Origin of the sequence: Dietzia lutea (assembly GCF_003096075.1) — a bacterium.
Classification (GTDB): domain Bacteria; phylum Actinomycetota; class Actinomycetes; order Mycobacteriales; family Mycobacteriaceae; genus Dietzia; species Dietzia lutea.
This window is the reverse complement of sequence record NZ_CP015449.1, coordinates 1405866-1430613: the sequence shown is the minus strand read 5'-3', so window position 1 is coordinate 1430613 and position 24748 is coordinate 1405866. Positions and strand designations below refer to the sequence as shown.

20 protein-coding genes and 1 riboswitch are annotated in these 24748 nt (G+C 70.1%); of the genes, 10 read left to right on the top strand and 10 right to left on the bottom strand.

All coding sequences use genetic code 11. From position 1 onward, the window contains the following. Positions 1-29 precede the first annotated feature (29 nt). From A6035_RS06445 to A6035_RS06430, 4 genes are all read right to left on the bottom strand, one after another. Positions 30-1163, bottom strand: coding sequence for a glycosyltransferase family 4 protein (locus A6035_RS06445; RefSeq protein ID WP_108849115.1), 1134 nt, complete (start codon positions 1161-1163; stop codon positions 30-32). A 91-nt stretch (positions 1164-1254) separates the two neighbouring features. Continuing rightward, positions 1255-2430 (bottom strand): NlpC/P60 family protein, encoded by a 1176-nt coding sequence (locus tag A6035_RS06440; RefSeq protein WP_108847097.1) that lies wholly within the window; start codon positions 2428-2430, stop codon positions 1255-1257. A 170-nt stretch (positions 2431-2600) separates the two neighbouring features. Further along, positions 2601-3218 (bottom strand): C40 family peptidase, encoded by a 618-nt coding sequence (locus A6035_RS06435; RefSeq protein WP_108847096.1) that lies wholly within the window; start codon positions 3216-3218, stop codon positions 2601-2603. A 12-nt stretch (positions 3219-3230) separates the two neighbouring features. After that, positions 3231-3380, bottom strand: a riboswitch (cyclic di-AMP (ydaO/yuaA leader). A 79-nt stretch (positions 3381-3459) separates the two neighbouring features. Further along, complete coding sequence (locus A6035_RS06430) at positions 3460-3678, bottom strand: hypothetical protein (RefSeq protein WP_108847095.1); 219 nt, start codon at positions 3676-3678, stop codon at positions 3460-3462. Positions 3679-3854: 176 nt separating this feature from the next. Here A6035_RS06430 and A6035_RS06425 point away from each other — a divergent pair, with 176 nt between their 5' ends. Then, positions 3855-5468 carry a DEDD exonuclease domain-containing protein gene (locus A6035_RS06425; RefSeq protein ID WP_244192556.1) on the top strand — a complete coding sequence of 538 codons (1614 nt, stop codon included), beginning with the start codon at positions 3855-3857 and terminating at the stop codon, positions 5466-5468. Between the two features lies 1 nt (position 5469). Here the strand turns inward: A6035_RS06425 and trpD are convergent, their stop codons facing one another. Further along, positions 5470-6531 (bottom strand): anthranilate phosphoribosyltransferase, encoded by a 1062-nt coding sequence (gene trpD, locus A6035_RS06420; RefSeq protein WP_108847093.1) that lies wholly within the window; start codon positions 6529-6531, stop codon positions 5470-5472. A 293-nt stretch (positions 6532-6824) separates the two neighbouring features. Here trpD and ctaE point away from each other — a divergent pair, with 293 nt between their 5' ends. From ctaE to A6035_RS06395, 5 genes are all read left to right on the top strand, one after another. Further along, positions 6825-7436: an aa3-type cytochrome oxidase subunit III gene (ctaE, locus tag A6035_RS06415; protein WP_108847092.1), complete on the top strand. Its 612-nt coding sequence runs from the start codon at positions 6825-6827 to the stop codon at positions 7434-7436. 56 nt (positions 7437-7492) lie between these two features. Beyond that, positions 7493-8377, top strand: a complete 885-nt coding sequence (gene qcrC, locus A6035_RS06410; RefSeq protein ID WP_108847091.1) for a cytochrome bc1 complex diheme cytochrome c subunit — start codon at positions 7493-7495, stop codon at positions 8375-8377. Further along, on the top strand, positions 8374-9564 hold the full coding sequence (qcrA, locus tag A6035_RS06405; RefSeq protein ID WP_108847090.1) for a cytochrome bc1 complex Rieske iron-sulfur subunit: 1191 nt from the start codon (positions 8374-8376) through the stop codon (positions 9562-9564). The genes qcrC and qcrA overlap by 4 nt, the downstream gene beginning before the upstream one ends. After that, positions 9561-11183, top strand: a complete 1623-nt coding sequence (gene qcrB / locus A6035_RS06400) for a cytochrome bc1 complex cytochrome b subunit (RefSeq protein ID WP_108847089.1) — start codon at positions 9561-9563, stop codon at positions 11181-11183. The genes qcrA and qcrB overlap by 4 nt, the downstream gene beginning before the upstream one ends. A 95-nt stretch (positions 11184-11278) precedes the next feature. Beyond that, positions 11279-13798 (top strand): AAA family ATPase, encoded by a 2520-nt coding sequence (locus tag A6035_RS06395; RefSeq protein WP_208635565.1) that lies wholly within the window; start codon positions 11279-11281, stop codon positions 13796-13798. A gap of 70 nt (positions 13799-13868) precedes the next feature. Here A6035_RS06395 and A6035_RS06390 read toward each other — a convergent pair whose 3' ends face one another. Next, positions 13869-15437 (bottom strand): FAD-binding protein, encoded by a 1569-nt coding sequence (locus A6035_RS06390; RefSeq protein WP_108847088.1) that lies wholly within the window; start codon positions 15435-15437, stop codon positions 13869-13871. Between the two features lie 124 nt (positions 15438-15561). On the opposite strand from A6035_RS06390, the gene A6035_RS06385 reads away from it, so the two are divergent. From A6035_RS06385 to A6035_RS06375, 3 genes are all read left to right on the top strand, one after another. Next, positions 15562-16098: a DUF3253 domain-containing protein gene (locus A6035_RS06385; protein ID WP_108847087.1), complete on the top strand. Its 537-nt coding sequence runs from the start codon at positions 15562-15564 to the stop codon at positions 16096-16098. Positions 16099-16250: 152 nt separating this feature from the next. Next, complete coding sequence (locus tag A6035_RS06380; protein WP_108847086.1) at positions 16251-17408, top strand: acyl-CoA dehydrogenase family protein; 1158 nt, start codon at positions 16251-16253, stop codon at positions 17406-17408. Positions 17409-17669: 261 nt separating this feature from the next. Continuing rightward, positions 17670-19508 (top strand): HNH endonuclease signature motif containing protein, encoded by a 1839-nt coding sequence (locus A6035_RS06375; RefSeq protein ID WP_244192555.1) that lies wholly within the window; start codon positions 17670-17672, stop codon positions 19506-19508. Here the strand turns inward: A6035_RS06375 and A6035_RS06370 are convergent. Next, positions 19429-19845 (bottom strand): cytochrome c oxidase subunit 4, encoded by a 417-nt coding sequence (locus A6035_RS06370; protein WP_108847085.1) that lies wholly within the window; start codon positions 19843-19845, stop codon positions 19429-19431. The two genes, A6035_RS06375 and A6035_RS06370, sit on opposite strands and share 80 nt — an antisense overlap. A 36-nt stretch (positions 19846-19881) precedes the next feature. Next, positions 19882-21000 (bottom strand): aa3-type cytochrome oxidase subunit II, encoded by a 1119-nt coding sequence (gene ctaC, locus A6035_RS06365; protein WP_200836391.1) that lies wholly within the window; start codon positions 20998-21000, stop codon positions 19882-19884. 227 nt (positions 21001-21227) lie between these two features. Between ctaC and asnB the strand changes: the two genes are divergently transcribed. Next, positions 21228-23153 (top strand): asparagine synthase (glutamine-hydrolyzing), encoded by a 1926-nt coding sequence (gene asnB / locus A6035_RS06360; protein WP_108847083.1) that lies wholly within the window; start codon positions 21228-21230, stop codon positions 23151-23153. A 35-nt stretch (positions 23154-23188) separates the two neighbouring features. Here asnB and A6035_RS06355 read toward each other — a convergent pair whose 3' ends face one another. Both A6035_RS06355 and A6035_RS06350 read right to left on the bottom strand, forming a co-directional pair. Continuing rightward, a complete protein-coding gene (locus A6035_RS06355; RefSeq protein ID WP_108847082.1) occupies positions 23189-24166 on the bottom strand; it encodes a carbohydrate kinase family protein in 978 nt (325 codons plus the stop codon). Positions 24167-24239: 73 nt separating this feature from the next. Continuing rightward, complete coding sequence (locus A6035_RS06350) at positions 24240-24587, bottom strand: HesB/IscA family protein (RefSeq protein WP_108847081.1); 348 nt, start codon at positions 24585-24587, stop codon at positions 24240-24242. Positions 24588-24748: the final 161 nt, after the last annotated feature.

Below are 24748 nucleotides of genomic sequence, written 5' to 3'. Positions count from 1 at the left end.
CCGGCGGGCCGGACGCGTGCTCTCGCGGGTCACTCCCCCGAGAGCACGCGTTCCATGTCCCGCGCCAGGTCCTCCCACCGCCAGTTCTCGAGGACCCAGCGGCGGCCGCTCAGCCCCATCGAGGACGCACGCGGACGGTCCTCGAGCAGCCCGGCCACCGCGTCGACGATCTCGCGCCGCGAGGTCCCGTCCACCACGAGCCCGGTCCGCCCGTCCCGGACCGTCTCCGGTGCTCCCCCGCTGCGCCCCGCCACCACCGGCACACCACACGCCGACGCCTCGAGGTAGACGATCCCCAGTCCCTCGACGTCCAGCCCGCCGCCGCGCGTGCGGCACGGCATCGCGAAGACGTCGGCCATGCGGTGGTGGTCGACGATCTCGTCCGCGGGTATCCGGCCGGTGAAGATGACCCGGTCCGCCACGCCGTACCGGCGCGCGAGCCCCTCGAGCGTCCGCCTGTAAGGTCCCCCGCCGACGACGACGAGGACGGCTCCCGGCACCCGCCGTGCGATCTCCGGCATCGCGCGGATGAGCGCGTCCTGCCCCTTCCGCGGAACGAGGCGGGACAGGCACACGATCACGTCGCGGTCCGCGACCCCGTAGCGGTCACGGATGGCCCGGCGCCTGACGGGGTCCGGACGGAACCGCTCCGTGTCGACGCCACCCGGTTGGCGCACCAGCCGGGCTCGCGGGCCGAAGGCGGCGGCGAACCGCCTACGCGTGTAGTCACTGACGTAGGTGATCGCGTCGGTCGATTCCCCGATCACGCGCAGGACCTGACGCGACCCGGGGAGCATCGACCATCCCACCTCGTGCCCGTGGGTGCTCGCGACGATCCGCTCCACGGGACCGTCACGCAGGACCGGGACCATGGCCGCGAGCGGGGCGGCCGCCCCGAACCAGATCGTCGTCGCGCCGAAATCCGAGGCGAGGCGGCGCGCCCGGGCCGCGAGGTCCGGCGTCGGCAGCAGCATCTCGGTGGGCACGCGCTCCACGAGATAGGGCCTGGACGCGTCGTATTCGGCGGACTCGGCACCGCGGAACGTCGACGCGAGGACCGCGACCTCCGCGGGATCGAGGTGGCTCAGGTACGTCTCGAGATAGGACTGGATCCCGCCGGGGCGCGGCGGGTAGTCGTTGGTGATCAGCAGGGTCTTGGTCATCGACCCCGAGCCTGCCACAGCGCCCTCACCGGGCCAGCGCGACCCGGCGCCATCCTGCGCCCCGGAACGTCACCGGGCCGCTCGCGCGCGGTCAGTACCGCCGGATCGAGTGGATCGGCATCGCGTCGACCCTCTCGAGCCTGACGGGGACGCCGTAGGTCGGGGCGTGCAGCACCAGGCCGTCCCCGGCGTACATCCCCACGTGGGTCGCCTCCGGGTAGTAGATGACCAGGTCACCGGGTCGGGCGTCCCGCATCGCCACGGGTGCCCCGGCGACCGCCTGCGCCTGGCTCGATCGTGGCAGGGTCTTGCCCTCCCTGGCGTACGACCACACCATGAGCCCGGAGCAGTCGAACTCCTCGGGACCGGTGGCGCCCCACGAGTACGGAGCGCCCAGTCGGGTCAGCGCCACGCGGAGCGCGGCCGAGTTTGTGTCGTCCACGGGCGGGGCGATGTATCCGGCGGGCATCACCGGCCCGCCGACCCACAGGGCCCGCTGCCCGTCCGTCAGGGAGTCCACGCGGCGACGTACCTCGTCCATGAGTTCGCGCATCTCGGCCATGCGCCGGTCGAGATGATCGGCGCGCTCTCGCGCCGCGCGAGCGGAGGCCCGTGCCGCGTCGGCGGTCCTTGTGGCGTCATCCCGGAGGCGTGCGGCCGTCTCGGAGGCCGCCCGCGAGGCGTCCAGTGCGCTCGTGGTGGCGCCGGACAGCCGGCGTAGGGCGTCCAATCTCTGCACGAGGTCTCGCGGGCTCTCGGCGAGAACCGCGGCCCTGGTCGCGCCCGGGTCGCCGCCTCGGTACCTCATGGCGGCGAGGTGGTCGACGAGGGACTGATCCCGCACGGCCGCACCGTCGGCCACCGCGGCTCGACCGGCGGCTGTCCCGGCGGCCCGCTCGAGGCGATCCCGCTCCCGCTCGGCGCGGGCGAGTTCCGCACGGGCCAGGTGGAGTTCCTCACCGAGAGCCCCGGCCTCCTCGGACAGCCGCGCCAACTCGGCCAGGTCCTCGCCCGCACCGGACACCGGGCCCTCGGGAGCCCCGGGCGAGGCGGAGGGCTGCACATCGGCCGCTCTCCCACTCCTGGCGGGGGACGGATCGGCCGCGGGGGCCGGGATCGTCGTGGGGGCGTCGACGGGAACGGTGGGCTGGGCCGTGACGGTGGGCTGCGCAGTCGCGGTAGGCGGAGCAGTGGCGGCAGCGACGTCCAGGAGCACCACGACCGCCACGGCGGCAGCGACCATGTTCGCGCGGGGACGGGGCTTCATCTGCTGACGTCGGTCTCTCGGGTCCGGGGTGGGCCTGGGGCGGGGTGGCTTCTGACGCCTATGAGGCATCCGGCACCCGAGAAGGGATGTTACATACGACACACCCCGCCCGGGGCCGGTACGTGACCGGTCACGGGCGGGGTGTGTGAGGGTCGGAGAGCCGACCCGCCTCAGTAGTAGCGGGTGGCGCCGTAGAACGGCATGGAGTCCACCGGCGCGTAGCTCACGGAGGTGCCGGAGTACGGGGCGTGGACGACCTGACCGTTGCCCGCGTAGATGCCGACGTGGCTCGCGCCGCTGTAGAAGGCGACGATGTCACCGGGCTGCAGGTCGGACTTGGCCACCTGGGTGCCGCCGCCGATCTGGGCCTGGCTCGTGCGCGGGATCGAGATCCCCGCCTCCTTGTAGGCCCACGAGGTCAGGCCGGAGCAGTCGAACGAGCTGGGGCCGGTCGCACCCCAGACGTAGGGCGAGCCGACACGGGTGGTGGCCGCGTCGAGGACGCGCTGGCCGGTGGAGATCTCGGGCGCCGGGGTGGCGAACTCGACCGGAGCGGCCGGGGCTGCCTGGGCGGCCTGCTGGAGGCCGGCCGGAAGCGCGATGCCCTCCGGGACGTCGATGGTGACCTGGGCCGGAACACCCGGCAGCCGCAGCTCGACGGGGACGTCGACGGTCACGGGCGCGGCGAATGCGGTCCCGGAGCCCGCGACAGCGGCTCCGGCGGCGAGCAGTCCGACGGCGGCCACGCGGCGGCCGGTCGAGCTGGTCTTGATGCTGTGGGCTCCCACGAGAGACTTTCCTCTTTCTTCCTGCGGCACCGACCGGGTTAGCTGACGGGTTCGGACACGGAAGTCTGTCCTACGCTGGCCGACCTCGCGGTCGTCGAGCGATTCACCCCAGTGGAACGTGGTTCCCCGGCGCGCCCTCGGGCGCTTAGGCGTGACCCCGGCTCCCCACCGGCGGGCGGGGAATGACTTCCGAGGTCTCGAAAAGGTTACGAAACTGTCTCGCCGAAGTCCAGTTCCCCGCTCACGCGGCGGTTTCCGCGGCCAGGATGTCGATCGATGTCACCATTCCCGCGGCCCGGAGGACGTCGATCGCCGTCCGCACCTCCGGGTCGAGGACATACCCGCAGGACTCCGGAGAAAGCTCGTCTACCTGGCCCTTCTCGCCGAGAAGTAGCGAGACGACGCAGCCTTCACAGTTCCCCGGCCCCATCGGGCAGCGAGTGCAATCCATCGACACCATGATCTACCTCACATTCCGTCCTGGGCGTGTTGCCCGTTCGTTATCGAGCCGCGATCCGGCCCCGCGGCTGGCGTCCTGGAGCGCACCCTAGGAACCGGGTACGACACACTCCCCCGGTCCGTGACGGCCACCGGCCGCGGACAGCGGTGTCGGACCCCGCCGCTACCGTCTCCGCCATGCCCCCACCCACCTCACCGGCACCCGTCGGCGTGCAGGCCGCGTTCGACGAGCTCGAGCCGCTGCTGTCCGAGGTGACCTTCGTCGTCGTCGACCTCGAGACCACCGGCACCAGGCCGGGCGGCGACGAGATCACCGAGATCGGCGCCGTCCGGGTCCGGGGAGGCGAGGTGCAGGCGGAGCTGTCCACCTTCGTCTCGATCGACGGCGTGCTGCCGGGGCACATCAGCAGACTGACGGGGATCGCCCCCGAGGACCTCGTCGGGGCACCGTCCCTCGGCGAGGTGATGGCGACGTTCCTCGAGTTCTCGCGCGGGGCGGTCCTGGTGGCGCACAACGCCCGGTTCGACCTCGGCTTCCTCCGCGCCGCCGCGGCCGCAACGGGCCACCGTTGGCCGGATCCCCCGTCCGTGTGCACCCTCGCACTCGCCCGGCGGGTGCTCCACCGAGGCGAGACGCGTGGGCACCGGCTCGGGGTGCTGGCCGCGCACCTGGGCGCCACGGTCGAGCCCAATCACCGCGCCCTGCAGGACGCACGTGCCACGGTGGACGTGCTGCACGCCCTCATCTCGCGGGTGGGCGACTGCGGGGTGTCCACCCTCTCGGAGCTGCTGGCGTACGACGGCCGCCTGGCTCCCGAGATCCGACGTCGCGCGACCCTCACCGAGTCGCTCACCGACGGCCCCGGGGCCTACGTATTCCGCGACGAGGCCGGCGGGCCGCTGTACGTCGGCTCATCCGGCTCGGTGCGTCGTCGCGCGCGTTCCTATTACTCCGGCGGGGACACCCGCGGACGGATGCGCACCATGGTCGGCCTGGCCGCCTCGGTGGACGCTGTGCCGTGCGCCCACCTCCTCGAGGCGTGGACGGTCGAGGAACAACTCATCGACTCACTGCAGCCACCGTTCAACAGACGGTCACGCAGCCCCCGCCGAGGCTGGTGGCTCTCCCCTCCCACCGGCCGCGCCAGCCGTCCGACGATCGTCAGGGTCCCGGACGACCCCACGGCGATCGGACCGTTCCGCCGCACCGAGGACGCGCGCGCCGCTTGGGAGGACCTCCTCGGGGCGTTCGGCGGTCGGCCCAGGCCCGAGCTCTGGGCGGCGCTCGCCGACGGGCGGGACTCGGGTCCGCTGCACGCGCTCGTCGAGCAGATCGACCGGCTCGCCGCCGGCGGGGCCTTCGAGCGCGGGGCACGACTGCGCGACAGGACCGCCGCCCTCATCCGGGTACTCGCCCGCCGACAGGAACTGGCCGCGACCGCCGCGCTCGCTGAGATCGTCCTCGTCCAACCCGCACCCCGACGGGCCTGGGCGGTGGCGGTCGTCCGCCACGGCCGGCTCGCCGGATCCGGCACGGTTCCACCCGGAGCCGCGCCGATGCCGGTCATCGACGGGTTACGGGCCGCCGCCTCCACCGTGCGGCCCGCGCCGGGGCCGTTCGCCGGGGCGACCCGGGCCCAGATCCGGAATGTGCATCGGTGGATCGACTCCACGCAGACCCGCATCGTCTCGGTCGACGGCTGCTGGACGCTCCCCCTCGGAGGTGCGCACACCCTGACGGACTGGGCGGACCGGGCCGAACGCGCGGCCGCCGATCACCGCCAGGCCTGACTCACCGGTTCGCGCTGAAACCGACCCACTTCTCGAGCAGGCGCGCCGCCTCGCCGTCGTCGATCGCCGTCGCCGCCCGGTCCACGGCCGCACGCATCGCGGCCACCAGGTCCGCGTCCCTGTCGAGACCGTCGAACGCCACGAGCGCCGCCGCGGAATTGAGCAACACCGCGTCACGCACCGGGCCGGTCTTCCCCGCCAGGAGGTCCCGGGCGACCCCGGCGTTGTGCACCCCGTCGCCGCCGCGCAGTTCCTCGATCGAGCACGTACTCATCCCGAAGTCCGCGGGCTCGATCCGGTCCTCGTCCACGTGACCGTCGGCCACCCGCAGGACTCGGGTCGGACCGGTCATCGTGATCTCGTCCAGCCCGTCGGCACCGCGGACGACCAGAGCCGACCGGCCGCGCAGCGCGAACACCTCGGCCATCACCGAGATGAGATTCTCGAAGGCGCACCCGATGAGATTCGCCGCCGGGGCGGCCGGGTTCGTCAACGGGCCCAGGATATTGAACACGGTCGGGATGCCGATCTCCCGGCGCGGAGTCGCGGCAAAGCGTAGAGCGGGGTGGAACACGGGGGCGAAGCAGAAGGCCACCCCCACCTCGTCGAGACAACGCCCCACGTCCTCGGGCCCGAGATCGATGGCCACGCCGAGCGCCTCGAGGACGTCAGCCCCTCCGCTCTTGGAGGACGCCGCCCGGTTGCCGTGCTTGACGACGGGCACACCACACGCGCTGACCACCAACGACGACATCGTCGAGATGTTCACGGTGCCCTGCCGGTCGCCGCCGGTGCCCACGATGTCCACACAGGCGCGGTCCGTGGGCACGCGACGGGAGTAGTCGAGCATCGTCGAGGCGAGCGCCTCGAGCTCGGGTCCGGTGACACCCTTCATCTTCAGGGCCACGCCGAACGCGGCGATCTGCGCATCGGTCGCGACGCCCTCCATGATCCGCGACATCGCCCACCGGGCGTCCGCCGGATCCAGGTCCTCCTCCGCCGTGAGGGTGCCGAGTACCCCGGGCCAGGACCGGCCCCCGTCGATCGCCGCCGAACTGCCCACGTGTCCCGACCTCCTCTGGTGTCATAGAACGGAGCCGGCACCCCGAGGGCCCGGCCACACGGGGTCAATCGTGCCACCCCGGCACCGCCGCCGCCCGCACCGTCCCCTGACCACGGCAAGCGCGACGGTCCGGACCGACCAGCCTGAGAGGCCGCTGATAGCCCCTGCAAGGGGCGCGATTTCCGACCCCTGACGGTGACGTATCTGAGGCGACCTGCGGAAACACTGAGCGGACACGCCGATTTCGGGGGTCCATGCAGACTCGCCCCACCTCAGGGGTCATACTTGGCCACGTGACGAGCGCAGTAGATAACTCAGGATCGGCCATGGCCCAGCGTGTTCATTCGCTGAATCGGCCGAACATGGTCAGTGTGGGCACCATCATCTGGCTGTCCCAGGAGCTGATGTTCTTCGCGGGCCTGTTCGCGATGTACTTCGTCTCCAAGGCGAACTCGGGAGGTGACTGGCCCTCCTACCCAACGCATCTGAACGTGCCGTTCGCCCTGACGATCACGGTGATCCTCGTGGCGTCATCGTTCACCTGCCAGCTGGGCGTGTTCGCCGCCGAGCAAGGCGATGTCTTCGGACTTCGGCGGTGGTACGTCATCTCCGCGGTCATGGGCACCGTCTTCCTCATCGGCCAGGCTTACGAGTACGTGATGCTGTACCTCGAGGGGACCACCATCTCCTCCAGCGTCTACGGGTCCGTCTTCTTCATCACCACCGGCTTCCACGGCCTCCACGTGGCCGCAGGCGTCCTCGCCTTCGTCGTTCTCGTGATGCGTACGACGATGTCGCGGTTCACCCCGGCGCAGGCCACCGCCGCCATCGTGGTGTCCTACTACTGGCACTTCGTCGACGTGGTCTGGATCGGCCTCTTCGTCACCATCTACTTCATTCAGTAGTCAGCTGGCCGCAGGACGCTGTGTCCAGCAGGTCCCAACACCAAAGGGAACTCACAATGAACTCACCTCACCCACCCGCTGCGGACACGCCGTCGCCGGACCCGGCGACGACCCCGACGCGGTCGGCCTCCACCAAGCGGCGCCGTAAGGCGACCGGCGCGCTCGTCATCGCTGCCGGCCTCCTCGGAGCGGGAGCGATCGCCACCGCCGTAGTCCCGGAGCCGCAGGTGGCGACGGCCCAGCAGGATCAGGCCGCGCTCATCGCCGAGGGCAAGTCGATCTACGACGTCGCCTGCATCACCTGCCACGGGCAGAACCTGCAGGGTGTCGAGGACCGCGGACCGTCCCTCGTCGGTGTCGGCGCGGGATCCACCTACTTCCAGGTGCACTCGGGCCGCATGCCGGCCGCGGACAACGAGGCGCAGGCCGAGCGCAAGAAGCCCCGCTACAGCGAGCAGCAGATCATCGCTCTCGCGGCGTACGTCGACCTCCACGGCGGCGGGCCGGGCATCATCACCAACGCCGACGGCACGATCGCGCAGGAGTCGCTGCGAGGCGCCTCCGGCGAAAGCCGCGCCGAGGAGATCGCCCGCGGTTCCGAGCTGTTCCGGCTCAACTGCGCGTCCTGCCACAACTTCACCGGCCGCGGCGGAGCGCTCTCCGGCGGTAAGTACGCGCCGGTACTGGACCCTGCCAACGAGCAGGAGATGTACCAGGCCATGCTCACCGGTCCCCAGAACATGCCCAAGTTCTCGGACCGGCAGCTCACGCCTGACGAGAAGAAGGACATCATCGCCTACATCAAGGCCACGGATAACAAGGTGACGCCCGGTGGCTACGGCCTCGGCGGACTCGGCCCCGTCACCGAGGGCGTGGCCATCTGGCTTGTCGGCATCGTCGCCCTCATCGGTGCGACCCTGTGGATCGGATCCCGTTCATGAGTGAGACCCCGAAGAACCCGTCCCCGGCGGACCTGGACCGCATGAGCGAGGCCGAGCTCGTACGCCTGGGCACCGAACTCGACGAGGTCGATGTCCGGCACCGGGAGAACCGCTGGCCCGAGGGCGTGACCACACGCGCCGAGAAGCGTGCCGCGCGCACCGTCACCACCTGGTTCGCGCTGTCGGCACTGTTCGCCCTCGCCTTCGCCGTCGTCTACATCTTCTGGCCGTGGGAGTACCGCGGCGAGGGTGAGGACGGCTACTGGCTGTACATGGCCTACACGCCGTTGCTCGGCGGCACGATCGGCCTGTCGATCCTCTTCCTGGGCTTCGGCGCCGTGCAGTTCACCAAGAAGTTCGTCCCCGACGAGGTCTCGGTCCAGACCCGTCACGACGGCCTCTCGGACGAGGTCGACCGTCGCACCATCGTCGCCGAGCTCAACGACTCGTGGAAGACCTCCACCATCGGCCGCCGCAAGGTCATGGGCGGCTTCCTCGGCGCGGGCGTGGGGCTCATCGGCCTCTCCGCGATCCTGCCGCTCGGCGGCATGATCAAGAACCCGTGGAAACGCGGCGAGATGACCCTCGCCGGTGACGGCACCCTCCACACCACCGGATGGACCCTCGCCTCCGACAACCGTCCCGACGGTCTACCAGCGGAGAAGGTCTACCTCGGCCGCGACACCGGCAAGGTCTACCCCGACGGGCATCCGCCCGCCGGCGAGGGCCGCCTGGAGCGCATCCGCGTCGACGACCTCGCCGCCGGTGGCCTCGAGACCGTCTTCCCGCTGCCCGCGAGCGCGTTGGGTAACTTCGAGGAGCACATGCACGCGCTCCACGGCTCGCGCAACGCGGTTCTGGTGGTTCGCTTCCGCCCCGAAGACGCCGCACGAGTGATCAAGCGCAAGGGCCAGGAGAACTTCAACTACGGTGACCTGTACGCCTATTCGAAGGTGTGCACCCACCTCGGCTGCCCCACCCCGCTGTACGAGCAGCAGACCCATCGATTCCTCTGCCCGTGCCACCAGTCGCAGTTCGACGCGCTCGAGTACGCGAAGCCGGTTTTCGGCCCCGCCGCCCGCGCGCTTCCGCAGCTGCCCATCGCCGTGGACAACGAGGGTTACCTCGTCGCCAACGGTGACTTCGTCGAGCCGGTCGGACCCGCCTTCTGGGAGCGTCGTTCATGAGCACTAACACAAGACTCGCGTCCCTGGGCGACGGCCTCGACGCGCGGTACACCATGGCCAAGGGCATGCGCCGGCAGATCAACAAGGTCTTCCCGACGCACTGGTCCTTCCTGCTGGGCGAGGTCGCCCTGTACAGCTTCATCATCCTGCTGATCTCGGGTGTCTACCTCACCCTGTTCTTCGACCCCTCCATGTCGAAGGTGATCTACCAGGGTGCGTACGCGCCGCTCAACGGCATCGAGATCTCGCGCGCCTACGAGACCGCGTTGGACATCTCGTTCGAGGTCCGTGGCGGACTCTTCGTGCGGCAGATCCACCATTGGGCGGCCCTGCTGTTCGTGGCGTCGATGGTCGTCCACATGATCCGCGTCTTCTTCACCGGCGCGTTCCGCCGACCGCGTGAGGCCAACTGGACCATCGGTTGCGTGCTGCTGCTCCTGGGCATCGTCGAGGGCTTCCTCGGTTACGGTCTGCCGGACGACGTGCTCTCGGGCACCGGCCTCCGCATCACCTCCGCGATCATCGTGGGTCTGCCCGTGATCGGTACCTGGATGCACTGGATGATCTTCGGCGGGGACTTCCCCGGCGAGATCATGATCCCGCGCTTCTACGTCCTGCACGTGCTGATCATCCCGGCCATCATCCTCGCGCTGATCGCCGCTCACCTCGCGCTGGTGTGGTACCAGAAGCACACGCAGTTCCCCGGGCCCGGCCGCACGGAGAACAACGTCGTCGGCGTCCGGATCCTCCCGGTCTTCGCCGTCAAGTCGATCGCGTTCGGTGCCATCACCGTCGGCATGCTCATGCTCTTCTCGGGCTTGTTCACGATCAACGCGATATGGAATCTCGGGCCATACAACCCGTCGCACATCTCCGCCGGTTCGCAACCCGACTGGTACATGCTGTGGACCGAGGGCGGCGCCCGTGTGATGCCGGCCTGGGAGCTCTACCTCGGCCCGTACACGATCCCGGCGACCACCTGGGTGGCCGTCATGCTCGGCGCCATGGTCGTGCTGATGTTCCTCTACCCGCAGATCGAGGCCAGGATCACGGGCGACAAGGCGCACCACAACCTGCTGCAGCGTCCGCGCGACGTGCCGGTCCGTACCGCCTCCGGCATGATGGCGATCACCTTCTACGTGATCCTGGTCCTGATGGGCTCCAACGACCTCATCGCGTACCACTTCGCCATCTCGCTCAACGCGACGACGTGGGCCGGACGTATCGGGCTCATCCTGCTGCCGCCGCTGGTGTACTTCTTCACCTACCGTCTGTGCCTGGGTCTCCAGCGCTCGGACCGCGAGGTGCTGGAGCACGGCATCGAGACCGGCATCATCATGCGGATGCCGCAGGGTGAGTTCATCGAGGTCCACCAGCCCCTCGGCGAGATCGACGAGCACGGCCACGCCGTCCCGCTCGAGTACGCCGGCGCCAAGGTGCCCACCAAGATGAACCAGCTCGGCGTCGCGGGCCGCCCCCCGCGCGGCGCGCTCACGCCCGACCCCGTCGAGGAGGCGCGCCTGCTCGACGAGGCCGATCACGACAAGCACCACCGCGAGCACTCGATGCTCACGACGCTGCAGGAGGAGAACCGTACTCGTCGCCACGACGAGCACTGATCCCCGACAGCACCCGACCGCGGGCCGGATCTCCTTCTCTGAGGAGGTCCGGCCCGCGGTCGTCGTCCACCCCGCCCTCGACCCGCGAGGTAGGAATGACCGAGCAGTCACACACGTCCGGCGCGGACGGTGGGATCGTGCTCACCGATGAGGTCGACCACGCCCTCGAACTCCTCCACGGCGGGCACGACCTCTTTCTCACCGGCAAGGCGGGCACCGGCAAGTCGACCCTCATCCGTCGCTTCCTCGAGGAGACCCGTCGCCCCACGCTGGTCGCCGCCCCGACCGGCATCGCCGCACTCAACGTCGGCGGCTACACCATCCACCGACTGTTCGGCTTACACCCCGGGTTCACCGTCGACCACGTCCGCAGTGCCTCGTACCGCCCGGGGCGTTTCGCCGGGGCGCTCGCCGGCGTCCGCACACTGATCGTGGACGAGGCGTCGATGATCCGCGCCGACCTGTTCGACATGATGGCGATCGCCCTCGAGCGATTCGGTCCGGACCCCACGATGCCGTTCGGCGGCGTCCAGCTCGTCCTGGTGGGCGACCTCTTCCAACTCCCACCGGTCGTCACCGAGGCGGAGCGCCCCGACTTCGACGCGGCGTACACGACCCCCTACTTCTTCTCCGCCGAGCGCTTCGACCGCGACCGCTTCCCCACCGTCGATCTCACCCACGTCTTCCGGCAGTCCGGCGACCCGGAGCTGACCGCCATCCTCAACTCGATCCGCGAGGGCACGCTCGTCGGCACCGCACTCGAGCGGCTCAACTCGCGCACCGACCCGGGGTTCGAGCCGCCGGACGACGCGCCGTGGCTGACGCTGACCACCACCAACCGGATGGCCGCCGCCCACAATCGCCGACGCCTCGACCGTCTCCCCGGGGCAGAGCTGACGATGGAGGCTGCCATCACCGGCGACCTCACCGGGTTCGAGCCTCCGACCGAGGCGAGGCTCGTGTTCAAGGTCGGCGCCCAGGTCATGATGCTCACCAATGACCCGGCGGACCGCTGGGTCAACGGCTCCATCGGGCGGGTGCTCGATGCGTCGCCGGGGCGACGGGAGGGCCGGGGAGAGACAGGACCCGTCGTCGTCGTCGGATTCCCCGGTGGTGAGGTGGCCGAGGTCGCCCCACACACCTGGGACGTGACCCGCCCCTACGGCTCCGACGGCACGGTGCGCCACGAGGCCGTCGGCTCCTTCAGCCAGTTCCCTTTCACCCTGGCCTGGGCGATCACCATCCACAAGAGCCAGGGTCAGACGCTGGACAGGCTCATCGTGGACCTCGGCGGCGGCACCTTCGCGCCCGGCCAGTTGTATGTCGCGCTCAGCCGGTCGCGTTCCCTGGACGGTCTCGTCCTCACCCGGCCGGTCAGGCCGGGCGACCTCGGAACCGACCGCCGGATCCTCCGGTTCCTCCGCGACCCCGAGGGCGACGTCCACGGCCGACGCTACTGTGCGATCGCGGCGCTCACCGTCGGGGGCGACGGCGCCCGTTCCCGTCCGCGGCCGGTGGAGCTCGCGGTGGTATTCCCGGACGGTAGCGCGGTGACCACGCTGGTCAACCCGCAGCGCGACCTGGGGCAGGCGCGGGCGGACTACGGGATCAGCGCGTCCGACGTGCTGCTCGCGCCGACGTTGCCGGAGGCGTGGGCGATGATCGCGCCGCTCGTGGACGGCTACACGCCGATAGGCGTGAACCTGGACGCCACGCTGGAGTGTCTCGCCGCCGAGCTCGAGCGACTGGGCAGTCCGGTGGCGATGCCGCCCGGGGTGGACATCCCCTCCGCCGCGCTCATTCCCGGTGAGCGTGCCCGTCATCGCGCCGGCTCGGCGATCCGCCGTGCGCGCGTCGCACTCGAGGCCCGGGAGCGGCTGTGGCTCGACGAGACCGGCGCCGGGGTGTTCGACGTGGTCGGCGCCGGGTCGCACCGGGTCGACCCGCACGGGGACGAGGCCGGTGCGGGCGCGGTGGGGCCGGGCGCGGTGGGTCCGGCGGAGCCGGCGCGGGGCGGGTACCTCCTCACCCGCGACGGCGACGCCCACCCACCGTCCCCGGCCGCACTCCCCCAGCTGTCGGCGATGCTGCGGATCAGCGCGGAGGTGTCGGCGGTACTACTCGACCCACCGCGCCGCGGTGGTCACCCGGGAACTGGCGACGACGACGAGGTGATCACCGCAGGCGACCGCGATGTCGTGGTGGGAGCGCGCGGGCTCGTGGCCGACCAGATCCGTCGCGCCGCGCAGCGGGTACCGATGACCGCAGTCCTGCTCGACAGGCTGCGGCTGGCCTCCGAGGTGGTGGGCTCGGATCTCACGCGGGGGCTGGAGGCCGCGCCGGCGGTCGACGTGGCCGAGGTGCTGCGGCCCGGGGCGCGCGTGTGTTTCACCGGTAGTGCACTCGACCGGGACGGCACGGTGGTGGCGCGGGACGAGATGGAAGGCATGGCTCGCCGGCGCGGTCTCGAGCCGGTGTCGGCGGTGACCAAGTCCCGCTGCGACGTGCTGGTGATCGCCGAACCGGGCAGCCAGTCGACCAAGTCGCGGGCCGCCCAGCGGTGGGGCACACCGGTCGTCCCGGTCGCCGACTTCCTCCGCTGGGCCGGCCGCTGATCCCGGCCGGTCCCGGCCTCGGCGGCCACTGAGGGCAGCCGCCGGGCCGGCCGGTGCCGCGCGAAGCTGTTCAGGGTGCGATCGGCAACGGCTCCCCGGCCATGTCAGCCACAGCGCGGAAGGCCATGGCCATTCCGGAGCCGAGCGGGACGCCCGGCCCGGGGTAGGCCTCCCCGGACACCGACGCCGACGAGTTGCCCGCCGCGTACAGGCCCGGGATCGGTCGACCCTCCGTGTCGAGCACGGCACCGTTCGCGTCGATCACCGCGCCGCCCTTGGTGCCCAGGTCACCGAGGACCAGGCGGACGGCGTGCAGACGGTCCCCTCCCACGGGCCGCAGGCACTGCTCGGCCGTGGAGACGCCCAGGAAGAAGCGACCGTACGGGTCCTCCCCCCGGGCAAAGTCCGCGTCCCTCCCCTGCTCGGCGAAGCCGTTGAACCGCTCGAGGCTCTCCTGCAGCGCCGCGGCGTCCAGCCCGGTGGCGGCCGCCAGCTCGTCGACGGAACCGGCGGTGTGCCACAGTCCCGCCTCGCGCAGCTGGTCGGGTTCGGGCGCGGGGATGCAGATGGCCGGGAAGTTACCGGCCTCGGCGTCGTCGAAGATCAGCCAGAACTCGTCACCGGCCCCGTCCGCCATCCGGGCGCGCATCCGGCGGCCCATCTGGTCGTAGGGCAGGAGCTCGTCGGCGAACCGACGGCCCGTGCCGTCGACGATGAACCCGGAGCGGAACCCCAGCGTGAACGCCGCGTGGCCGTTCGGGAAAAGGGTGGCGGGGCACCACCACGACTGGTCGAGCAGGTCGAGCTGCGCCCCGACGTGCTCGAACATGCGGACCGCGTCGCCGGAGCCGGTGTCCGGATGCGAGGACGACCAATCGGCGGTGGGCATCTGCTGCCAACGGTGACGCAGCTCCCCGGAACGCTCGAACCCACCCGCGGCGACCAGCACGCCTCGACGGGCACCGAGCAGCCGGCGGCCGCCCTCACCGTCGACGGCCACCCCGATCACGCGTCCGTCCTCGTCCCGCACCAGTTCCTGCGCCGCGGTGTTCAGACGCGTCTCGGCGGAGTCCATCGCGTCGAGCGCGAGCACGAGCCGGGCCACCCATGCGCGGCCTCCCTCCAGCCGGGTGGTGTCCTCGGCGGCGCCGAACTGGTCGGCGGGAACCGGCGGACGCACATCCGCCGCCCGATCCCCGACCTCCTCGCCCTTGATCGGCTTCGGGTAGATGCTCCGGCCCTGTTCCTGGCGCCCCGGCGCGTCGAAGTAGTCGGGGAACGCCTGGAACCTGGTGGGGATGCCCAGTTCCTCCTGCAGGAAGGTGACGACCGCCGGCCCCGTGTTGAGGAAGGCGTCCTGTACGTCCCGGTCGGTTCGGTCGCCCACCACCGCACGGAAGTAGGTCCGGCCCTTCTCGACTGAGTCGTCGACACCGTCTCTGGCGAGGACCGCGTTACCGGGCAGCCACACCGCCCCGCCGGAGTACGCGGAGGTTCCGCCGAATCGGTCGGTCTTCTCGATCAGGCAGGTGGACAGTCCGCGCGAGGCCGCGGCGGCGGCGCCGAACAGCGCGGCCACCCCCGACCCCACGACCACCACGTCGAATTCCGCGTCGAAAGTTCTGTCCTGCGCCGTCACGAAGGTCCCTCGTCTTCCGTCTCATCCGGTGGAACGCGTTTCAGTGCCCTGTCGTGACGATAACACCGGCCTCGGACAGACCGCCGTCGGATGCGATCACCGCCGACCGCGGACTCTCACAGGCATGATCGACAGGGTGACCGACAATCAGCAGGGCCCGGCCGACGGCGCGGAACACGCGGACGACGGCCACTACGTCGTGGTCGGCGGCAGACGTTGGCGCGCGACCGACCCCTCGATCCCCGAGAAGCTCCGCGCCGAGCTGGTTCGCGCACTGATGACCGGGCGGCGTGAGGTCAAGGCCCGGGGAGACGCGGCCCGGGTGATGGTGCATGACGCGAAGGTCGCCCTCGGCGAGCGCGGCGATCCGTGGTGGGAGCCGACCGACGAGGGCACGCGGCGGCGACTCGAGGCGACGATCAGAACCCTCCTGCGATCCCGCGGCACCGGGTCGATATGCCCCTCGGATGCCGCCCGGGTCGTCGGCGGGGAGGGCTGGCGCGACCATATGGAGGCCGCGCGTTCGGTCGCATTCGAGCTCCGCGACGGGGGCGTGGTAGCGGTGACGCGGAAGGGTCAGCGAGTCGACGGGACGGACGTCAGCGGTCCGATCCGGATCGTCGCGGACGAAGGCCTGGAATTCATCCCCGGCAATGAGTGAGATAGCCGAAACGGATGAGGTGTGGAACCCGCGGAGCGCAGTCGGTTTCTTGTAAGCTACTCACCGGTAACAGTCCACTACCCGACGCCCCGCTCCCCTCCGGCACGATCGGTCCGCCGACCCGGGCGGGCCACCGATGGAAAGGCACCCTCTTGCGCCGCACTGTGTTCAACGAAGACCACGAGGCCTTCCGGAAGACCCTCCGCGACTTCATCGAGTCCGAGGTCGTCCCCCACTACGACGAGTGGTACGAAGCCGGGATCGTCCCGCGCGACTTCTACTACAAGCTCGCCGACCTCGGCCTGTTCGGCATCACCGTGGACGAGGAGTACGGCGGTGCCGGCCTCGACTCGCACAAGTTCGAGGCCATCCAGTCCGAGGAGGTCATCCGCGCAGGCGTGAGCTTCGGAGGGTCCAACGTCCACGTGGCCCTTTGCCTGCCTTACCTGAAGATGCTCGCGACCGACGAGCAGAAGTCTCGATACTTCCCCAAGTTCGTCTCCGGCGAGGAGATGTGGGCCATCGCCATGACCGAGCCGGGCACCGGTTCGGACCTCGCCGGCATGAAGACCACCGCCAAGCTCTCCGAGGACGGCACCCACTACATCCTCAACGGGGCCAAGACCTTCATCACCGGCGGCGTCCACGCCGATCGCGTCATCGTCTGCGCGCGTACCGCGCCGCCGCGCGAGGACGACCGCCGATTCGGCATCTCCCTGCTCGCGGTGCAGACCTCGCTCGAGGGCTACTCCGTGGGCCGGAAGCTCGACAAGGTCGGACTCAAGACCTCCGACACCGCCGAGCTGTCCTTCACCGACGTCAAGGTGCCCGTCGAGGACCTCCTCGGCGAGGAAAACCGGGGCTTCTCGTACCTCGGCCAGAACCTTCCGTCGGAGCGCTGGGGCATCGCCTTCGGCGCCTACGCGCAGGCCGCGGCCGCGGTGCGTTTCGCCAAGGAATACACCCGGCAGCGCGAGGTGTTCGGCAAGCCCGTCTCCGCCTTCCAGAACACCAAGTTCGAGCTCGCGGCCTGCCAGGCCAAGGTCGATGCCGCGCAGGCCGTCGCCGACCGGGCTCTCGAGGCGCTCGACGCGGGCGAGCTCACGGCCGCCGAGGCCGCCTCGGCCAAGTTGTTCTGCACCGAGGTCGCGGCCGAGGTCATCGACCGCTGTCTCCAGCTGCACGGCGGCTACGGCTTCATCAACGAGTACCCGATCGCGCGCCTCTACTCCGACAACCGCGTGAACCGGATCTACGGCGGAACCAACGAGGTCATGAAGACCATCATCGCCAAGGACATGGGGCTGTAAGCGCACCTCCCCACCCCACCGAACGGGCCTCGACCGCGCACCGCGGACGGGGCCCGTTCTCGTGGCCGCCCTGCCCCGTACGGCCGTCCTCGAGCGGCCGCATCCGACGGCCGCCCCGGTTGTCGCCGCTCGCCACGGGTAGACGAGTTGGAACCCCATCGTGTCGTAGTGGGTTGCTAGCGTTCACTTGATCGAACACACGAGCGATAGTCGCCCGGTCGGGCGGCGATCACACCCACACACGCGAGGGGGCGGGCACCGATGACGCGAGCACAGTCGCACCCGGGCGGCTCCGTCGACTGTCCCGCCATCGCCGCGGCCGGCGCCGCCGCCGTGCAGGCCCTCTACGCCGAGAACATCGCCGCCGCCGCCCGCCTCCGGGCCTGCTACCACCTCTACACCGTCTGCGAAGACGAGCAGGAACGACGCGACCTGGCCGCCGGATACGACCCGCAGGTCGACCTCACACCCGAACACGCCGTCATCGAACCCTTCCACATCGCCTGCGCCGAGATCGTCGCCGCCTACGGCGTGCACAACAACCGTGCCCGCACCCTGCTCACCCGGGCCCGCACCCTGATCACCCGCTTCCCCACCCTGGTCGAGGCCATGGAAACCGGCCGCCTCGACGAGGACACCGCCGCCCTGCTCGCCCGCCAGATGCGCACCGTGGACTCGGCCCACCGCGGCGCCGTCCAACGCGAGATCATCGACTGGCTCATGGCCGCCATCGCCGCCGGCACACGCCCCGGACGCGAGGCCATCCTGGGCACCCTCGACCGCATCATCACCGACCACGACCCCGCCGGCGTCCGCGCCCGCCGCGCCGCCGCCACCCGCGAACGCCACATCCGCCTCCGCCGCGGCACCGACGGCATGGCCGACCTCACAGCCCACCTGACCGCCGCCGAAGCCTCCACCGTCTACGAGGTCCTGCACCGCGCCGCCACCGAGCAGGCCACCCGCGACAAACAGGCCCGCCTGCAGGCCGCCCGCGCAGGCGCCGACACCCTCGACGCCGAATACATCCGCAGCATCGACGAACTACGCGCCGACGCCCTCGTCGCCGCCTTCCTCGACCCCGACCCCACCGACACAGCCGACCAGCCCGGCGACAACGCGGGCGGCCACGCCACGGCAGACACACCCGCCGACGCGCAGACCGGCACACGGGATGGCGCGCGGGCCGGAGCCCGCCGCCCGGCCACCCAGGTCCGCCCCACCATCACCGTGCTCGCACCCCTGGGCCCCGACGGCGAACCCGAGGTCTACCTCCCCCGCGGCGGCCCGGCCACCATCGAGGCCCTCATCGAACTGCTGTCCCGCAGCGTCGGCGCCACCATCACCGTGCCCCACACCGAACCCGGCACCGCCGACACCCCCACCACAGCCCGCCGCTACCGCATCAGCACCGAACTGGCCCACCGCATCCGCCTACGCGACGGCACCTGCCGCCACCCCGGCTGCTCCGTACCCGCCCAAGACTGCGACATCGACCACATCCGACCCTTCAACCACACCGACCCCGACAACGGCGGCCTGACCATCGAAGCCAACCTCGCCATCATGTGCCGCCAACACCACCGCTTCAAAACCTTCCACGGCTGGCACTACCACCTCGCCCCCGACGGCACCCTGACCGTGACCACCGACACCGGCCACACCCTGACCACCCATCCCACCGGACCCTGGCCCGCTGGCGCCAACGCGAACCCGAACCCGAACCAAAAGCGACCAGCGCCCCACCCCGCCGGCCCTGGCTCGACCCCCGACCACAAGCCACCCACTGGCTCCGACGCGCCCGACGCCTGGCCGCCGAACGCGCCGCCAACACCACCACACCACCACCCACAACCGGCCACCCCACCACCGACACCGACACACCGCCCTTCTAGACAGCGCCGGCCACCGGCGCGCGGCGAAAAGTGTCGGGCGGGAGCGGCCCGATCACGACCAAAAAGCGCCGGGGCCCGGCGTCGCGGACAGCGACGCCGGGCCCCGGCGGAAGACGATCAGAGGGTCAGTGCTTCTCGCGGCCCCAGTGGTACTCGAACACCAAGCCGGAGGCGCAGAAGATCACGCCGACGGCGCCACCGATGAGCACCCACCAGTTCCAGAACGCCGCACCGTAGCCGATGACGAAGACCGAGAAGGCCAGCAGAAACGGCCAGAAGCTGTGCGGGCTGAAGAAGCCCAGCTCACCGGCACCATCGGAGACCTCGGCCTCCTCGTAGTCCTCGGGCAGGGTGCTGATGCGCCGCGCCACGAAGCGGAGGTAACCACCGATCAGCAGGCTCAGGCCGGCCGAGAGCACCAGGGCCGTGGTACCGACCCACTCGACGCCCGTCCGCGACGTACCGGTGAGGTACGCGTACGCGATGGCCAGGATGGCCAGGAAGATAAACAGTGCGTCGAAGATTCGTACTGTTGCGCTCATCGTTCAGAAATCCTTCGCGTGATACCGGGAGAACCGTCAGTTAGCTGACGCGGTCTCGATGGTGTTGTTCTGGTCGCGGGTATCGCTGCGGCCGGTCTTGAACGGTGCAGTGGAGATCGAGTACGGCTCCTCCCCGATGGACTCCAGCGCCTCCGCGTTGGTCGCGGTCGGATTGGCCTGGCGGAATTCGATGTAGTCGGCGAACGCCTCCGGGGAGACCGCGCGCAGCTCGAAGTTCATCATCGCGTGGTAGATGCCGCACATCTCGGCACAGCGGCCGACGAAGGCGCCCTCGCGCTCGATCTCCTCGATCTGGAACATGCTCAACTGCTGGTTCTTGCCGGGGTGCGGCATGACGTCGAGCTTGTAGATGAACTCGGGGATCCAGAACGAGTGGATCACGTCCGCCGACGCGAGCCGGAACTCGACGCGGGTGCCGGTCGGCAGGACCAGGACCGGGACCTCCTCGGAGGTGCCCACGGTCTCGATGTTGTTGTAAGCCAGGTACGACTTGTCCTCGGCGAGACGGCCGTGGATCGGGCCACCGGCGGCGGGCTCACCATGATGACCGAGCGCCTCGCGGGCCTCGTCGGAGAGCACACCGGCCTCCTCGGCCGCACGCTGCGCCTCGTAGTTGGTGCCGTCCTCGATGCTCGCGCCGGCCACGTCGACCTTGTTGTAGCCGAACTTCCAGTTCCACTGGTACGCGGTGACGTCGACCTTGACGCCGACCTCCTCCTCCGGACGGAGGTCGAGAACCTTGTTCTGGGTGACCACGGTGAAGTAGAAGAGCACGGAGATGATCACGAACGGCGCAGCCGTGTAGATCAGCTCCAGCGGCACGTTGTACGCCGTCTGCCGCGGGAACTCACCGTTGTCGTTCTTACGCTTGCGGTAGGCGGCCATCGACCAGAAGATCAGGCCCCACACGAAGAACCCGACGATGAGCGAAGTGATGACGGTGCCCGTCCAGAACTCACGGATCGCGACGCCCTCGGGGGTGATACCGGTCGGGAATCCGAAGTTGATCGTCTGGTTCCACCACTTGTTGTCGGTGTGGAGGCTACAACCGGACAACAGCAAGCCCAATGAACCGAGAGCCACCGCGAGAGTCGCCCTGCGCGTCCGACGACGCCCGTCACGCTGTTCCACCATCACGCCTTCCTGATCAGCGGCACCGGCCACGTGGCCGGGACACCTTAGAAGAGTAGACCACGGCTCTCAGAATGAAAGCCGCGGGTCCGGCAATTCACCCGCGAGGCCCCCACGCCGTCCGCCGGGACGGGCGGGAACCCACCGACCAGTAGTATTCGAACGCGTCCGGACCCGCGCAGGCGGGCCATCACGGACGCTACGACGACGATGGACGAGGTACCCGACGCATGTGTGGCCTGCTTGGTCTGATCACCCCTGACGGCTCCGCCCGTACCCACGAGGCCCGCGTGCTCGGCGCCATGGGGTGCCAGCGCCACCGCGGGCCCGACGAGGTCGGCACCTGGGTCGACGGCGACATGGCCTTCGGGTTCAACCGCCTGTCGATCATCGACATCTCGCACTCACACCAGCCGCTCCGCTGGGGCCCGCCGGAGCAGCCCGACCGCTATGCGCTCGTGTTCAACGGCGAGATCTACAACTACCTCGAGTTGCGGGACGAGCTGCGGCGCGAGTTCGGCGCCACCTTCGAGACCGAGGGCGACGGCGAACCGATCGTCGTCGCCTTCCACCACTGGGGCCCCGCCGCGGTCCGCCGGCTCCGCGGCATGTTCGCCTTCGCGATCTGGGACACCGTCGAGCGGTCCCTCTTCGTCGCCCGCGACCCCTTCGGCATCAAGCCCCTGTACATGGCTTCCGGTCCCGGCGGAACCGTGTTCGCGAGCGAGAAGAAGTCGGTCACCGAACTGATCGACCTCGTCGTCGTCGACACCTCCCTCGACACCCGCGCCCTCCAGCACTACGTCACCCTCCAGTACGTCCCGGAAGACGAGACCCTCACCCGCGGCGTCCGACGCCTCGAGTCCGGGTGCCACGCCTCCCTCACCCCCGGCGGCGAGCCGGTGATCGAGCGGTACTTCGAACCCACCTTCCCCGTGGCGCCCGTCGCCGACGGCGACGCCGAGCGCCGCTACGACGAGATCGCCGCCGCCCTCGAGGACTCGGTCGCCAAGCACATGCGCGCCGACGTCACCGTCGGCTCGTTCCTGTCCGGCGGCATCGACTCCACCGCCATCGCCGCGCTGGCCCGACGCCACAACGAGAACCTCCTCACGTTCACCACCGGTTTCGAACGCGAGGGGTACTCCGAGATCGACGTCGCCGCCGAGTCCGCGGCCGCGATCGGGGTCGAGCACATCGTCAAGGTCGTCTCCCCCGAGGAGTTCGCCGCCGCGATCCCCGAGATCATCTGGCACCTCGACGAACCGGTCGCCGACCCCGCCCTGGTCCCCCTCTACTTCGTCGCCCGTGAGGCCCGCAAGCACGTCAAGGTCGTGCTGTCCGGCGAGGGCGCCGACGAGCTGTTCGGTGGCTACACCATCTACAAGGAGCCGCTGTCGCTCGCGCCGTTCGAGAAGGTCCCCGGCGCCCTACGTCGCGCGCTCGGTAAGGCCAGCGAGCTGATCCCCGAGGGCACGCGGGGCAAGAGCCTCCTGCACCGCGGGTCGATGACCCTGGAGGATCGCTACTACGGCAACGCCCGCTCGTTCTCCGAGGACCAGGTCCGCTCCGTCCTGCGCGACTACCGCCCCGAGTGGAGCCACCAGGACGTCACCGCACCCATCTACGAACGCTCCCGCGGCTGGGACCCCGTCGCGCGCATGCAGCACCTCGACCTGTTCACGTGGCTGCGCGGCGACATCCTCGTCAAGGCGGACAAGGTCACCATGGCCAACTCCCTCGAACTGCGCGTGCCGTTCCTCGACCGTGAGGTCTACGAGGTCGCCTCGCGGCTGCCGTACACCGAGAAGATCGCCCACGGCACCACCAAGTACGCCCTGCGCAAGTCTCTCGAGCGGATCGTGCCCGCGCACGTGCTGCACCGGCGCAAGCTCGGTTTCCCCGTGCCCACGCGCCACTGGCTGGCCGGGCCGGAACTCCACGACTGGGCGCGCGAGCACGTGGCGGCGTCGGGCACCGACGAGTACGTGAACAAGGACGCCGTGATGCGCATGCTCGACGAACACCGTCGCGGCGACTCCGACCACAGCCGTCGGATCTGGACCATGCTGTGCTTCATGATCTGGCACGGCATCTTCGTGGAGGGGCGCATCTCCCCCGACATCGAGCGGCGCGAATACCCGGTCCGCCTCTGAGCCCGCCGGACGGGCACGGCGGACCGGGCGGCGGGTCAGGCCGGGAGGAGCGAGGAGATCTCCTCGGCCGCCTCGTCGCCGTAGGTGTCGGCGAGACGGCGGCGCGCGGCCACCGGGTCGATGGTCCACTCCTGAGTGCCGGTGGTCTCCAGCACATGCGTGGCGACGAGCGCACCGAACTGGGCCGAGCGCTCCAACGACAATCCGTCGAGGACACCGCTGAGGAAGCCCGCGCGGAAGGCGTCGCCCACGCCCGTCGGATCGAGCAGGTTGTCCGACGGGACGCTCCCGATCTCGATCGGCTCCGCGCCCTGCTCGGCGATCACCGCGCCCTTGCCGCCGCGGGTCGTGACGCGAGTGCCGACCTTGGCGTCGAGTTCGGCCGCCGTCCAGCCGGTCTTGTTGAGCAGCAGCTCGTACTCGTACTCGTTGGTGAACAGATAGCGCGCACCGTCCACCAGCGCCGCGGCCGCCTCGCCGTCGAGGAACGCGAGCTGCTGGGAGGGATCGGCGGCGAAATCCAGGCCCAGCTCGCGGCACTCCGCGGTATGGGAGTTCATGGCGGTGGGGTCATTGGCGCCGATGAGGACGATCTCGGGCCGGCCGATCCGCTCCACCAGGCGCGCCAGCGAGATGGTGGCGGCCTCCCCCATCGCGCCCGGGTAGAAGGAGGCGAGCTGCGCCATCTCCGAGTCGGTGGTGCACACGAACCGGGCGGTGTGCAGCGCGGAGCTGATGTGGACCGCCGAGCAGTCGACGCCGTGACGCTCGAGCCAGTCGCGGTAGTCGGCGAAGTCCTCGCCCGCCGCGCCCACCAGATGGGGCCGACGGCCGAGCACGCCGAGCGCGAAGGCGATGTTGCCACCGACGCCCCCGCGCCGGATCTGGAGAGAGTCCACCAGGAAGCTCAGCGACACATGCGCGAGCTGGTCCGGCAGCAGCTGCTCGGAGAAGCGACCCGAGAAGGTCATGAGGTGGTCGGTGGCGATGGAACCTGTGATGACGACGGGCATGCCCCAGACAGTAGACGACCCGGACCGATGCGTGATCGGTCCGGGTCGTCAGGCGGTCAGCGCGACCGAGGGGTCAGTTGAACGAGTCGCCGCAGGCGCACGAACCGGTGGCCTGCGGGTTGTCGATCGTGAAGCCCTGCTTCTCGATGGTGTCGACGAAGTCGATCGAGGCACCCATGAGGTACGGGACGCTCATGCGGTCGACGGCCAGCTTGACGCCGCCGAAGTCGTCCACCACGTCGCCGTCGAGCGAACGGTCGTCGAAGAAGAGCTGGTAGCGCAGGCCCGCGCAGCCACCGGGCTGGACGGCGATGCGCAGGGAGAGGTCGTCGCGACCCTCCTGATCGAGCAGGGCCTTGGCCTTGGAGGCGGCGGCCTCGGTGAGCAGTACGCCGGTGGCGGTGTTCTCCGCTGTGGTCATGTCGGTTCTCCTTGCGATCCGAGAGGGCTTCGGGGACGTATGCAGGTTCCAACGCCCACCGGGGAGTCCTCTATTCCCCGGCTCCCGTTCCCCTCCACACGATACGCCTGTCACCTCGTATGGGTGAATGTCCGGCACAACCGGCGATCGCCTAGCCTGGG

What these genes read in the sequence shown, in the direction of transcription:
- A6035_RS06425 (WP_244192556.1), top strand. Translation starts at nt 3,855, where the DNA reads ATGCCCCCACCCACCTCACCGGCACCCGTCGGCGTGCAGGCCGCGTTC.
- qcrA (WP_108847090.1), top strand. Translation starts at nt 8,374, where the DNA reads ATGAGTGAGACCCCGAAGAACCCGTCCCCGGCGGACCTGGACCGCATG.
- A6035_RS06440 (WP_108847097.1), bottom strand. Translation starts at nt 2,430, where the DNA reads ATGAAGCCCCGTCCCCGCGCGAACATGGTCGCTGCCGCCGTGGCGGTC.
- A6035_RS06395 (WP_208635565.1), top strand. Translation starts at nt 11,279, where the DNA reads ATGACCGAGCAGTCACACACGTCCGGCGCGGACGGTGGGATCGTGCTC.
- asnB (WP_108847083.1), top strand. Translation starts at nt 21,228, where the DNA reads ATGTGTGGCCTGCTTGGTCTGATCACCCCTGACGGCTCCGCCCGTACC.
- A6035_RS06375 (WP_244192555.1), top strand. Translation starts at nt 17,670, where the DNA reads ATGACGCGAGCACAGTCGCACCCGGGCGGCTCCGTCGACTGTCCCGCC.
- ctaC (WP_200836391.1), bottom strand. Translation starts at nt 21,000, where the DNA reads ATGGTGGAACAGCGTGACGGGCGTCGTCGGACGCGCAGGGCGACTCTC.
- A6035_RS06430 (WP_108847095.1), bottom strand. Translation starts at nt 3,678, where the DNA reads ATGGTGTCGATGGATTGCACTCGCTGCCCGATGGGGCCGGGGAACTGT.
- A6035_RS06385 (WP_108847087.1), top strand. Translation starts at nt 15,562, where the DNA reads ATGATCGACAGGGTGACCGACAATCAGCAGGGCCCGGCCGACGGCGCG.
- A6035_RS06445 (WP_108849115.1), bottom strand. Translation starts at nt 1,163, where the DNA reads ATGACCAAGACCCTGCTGATCACCAACGACTACCCGCCGCGCCCCGGC.
- A6035_RS06370 (WP_108847085.1), bottom strand. Translation starts at nt 19,845, where the DNA reads ATGAGCGCAACAGTACGAATCTTCGACGCACTGTTTATCTTCCTGGCC.
- qcrC (WP_108847091.1), top strand. Translation starts at nt 7,493, where the DNA reads ATGAACTCACCTCACCCACCCGCTGCGGACACGCCGTCGCCGGACCCG.
- A6035_RS06350 (WP_108847081.1), bottom strand. Translation starts at nt 24,587, where the DNA reads ATGACCACAGCGGAGAACACCGCCACCGGCGTACTGCTCACCGAGGCC.
- A6035_RS06355 (WP_108847082.1), bottom strand. Translation starts at nt 24,166, where the DNA reads ATGCCCGTCGTCATCACAGGTTCCATCGCCACCGACCACCTCATGACC.
- qcrB (WP_108847089.1), top strand. Translation starts at nt 9,561, where the DNA reads ATGAGCACTAACACAAGACTCGCGTCCCTGGGCGACGGCCTCGACGCG.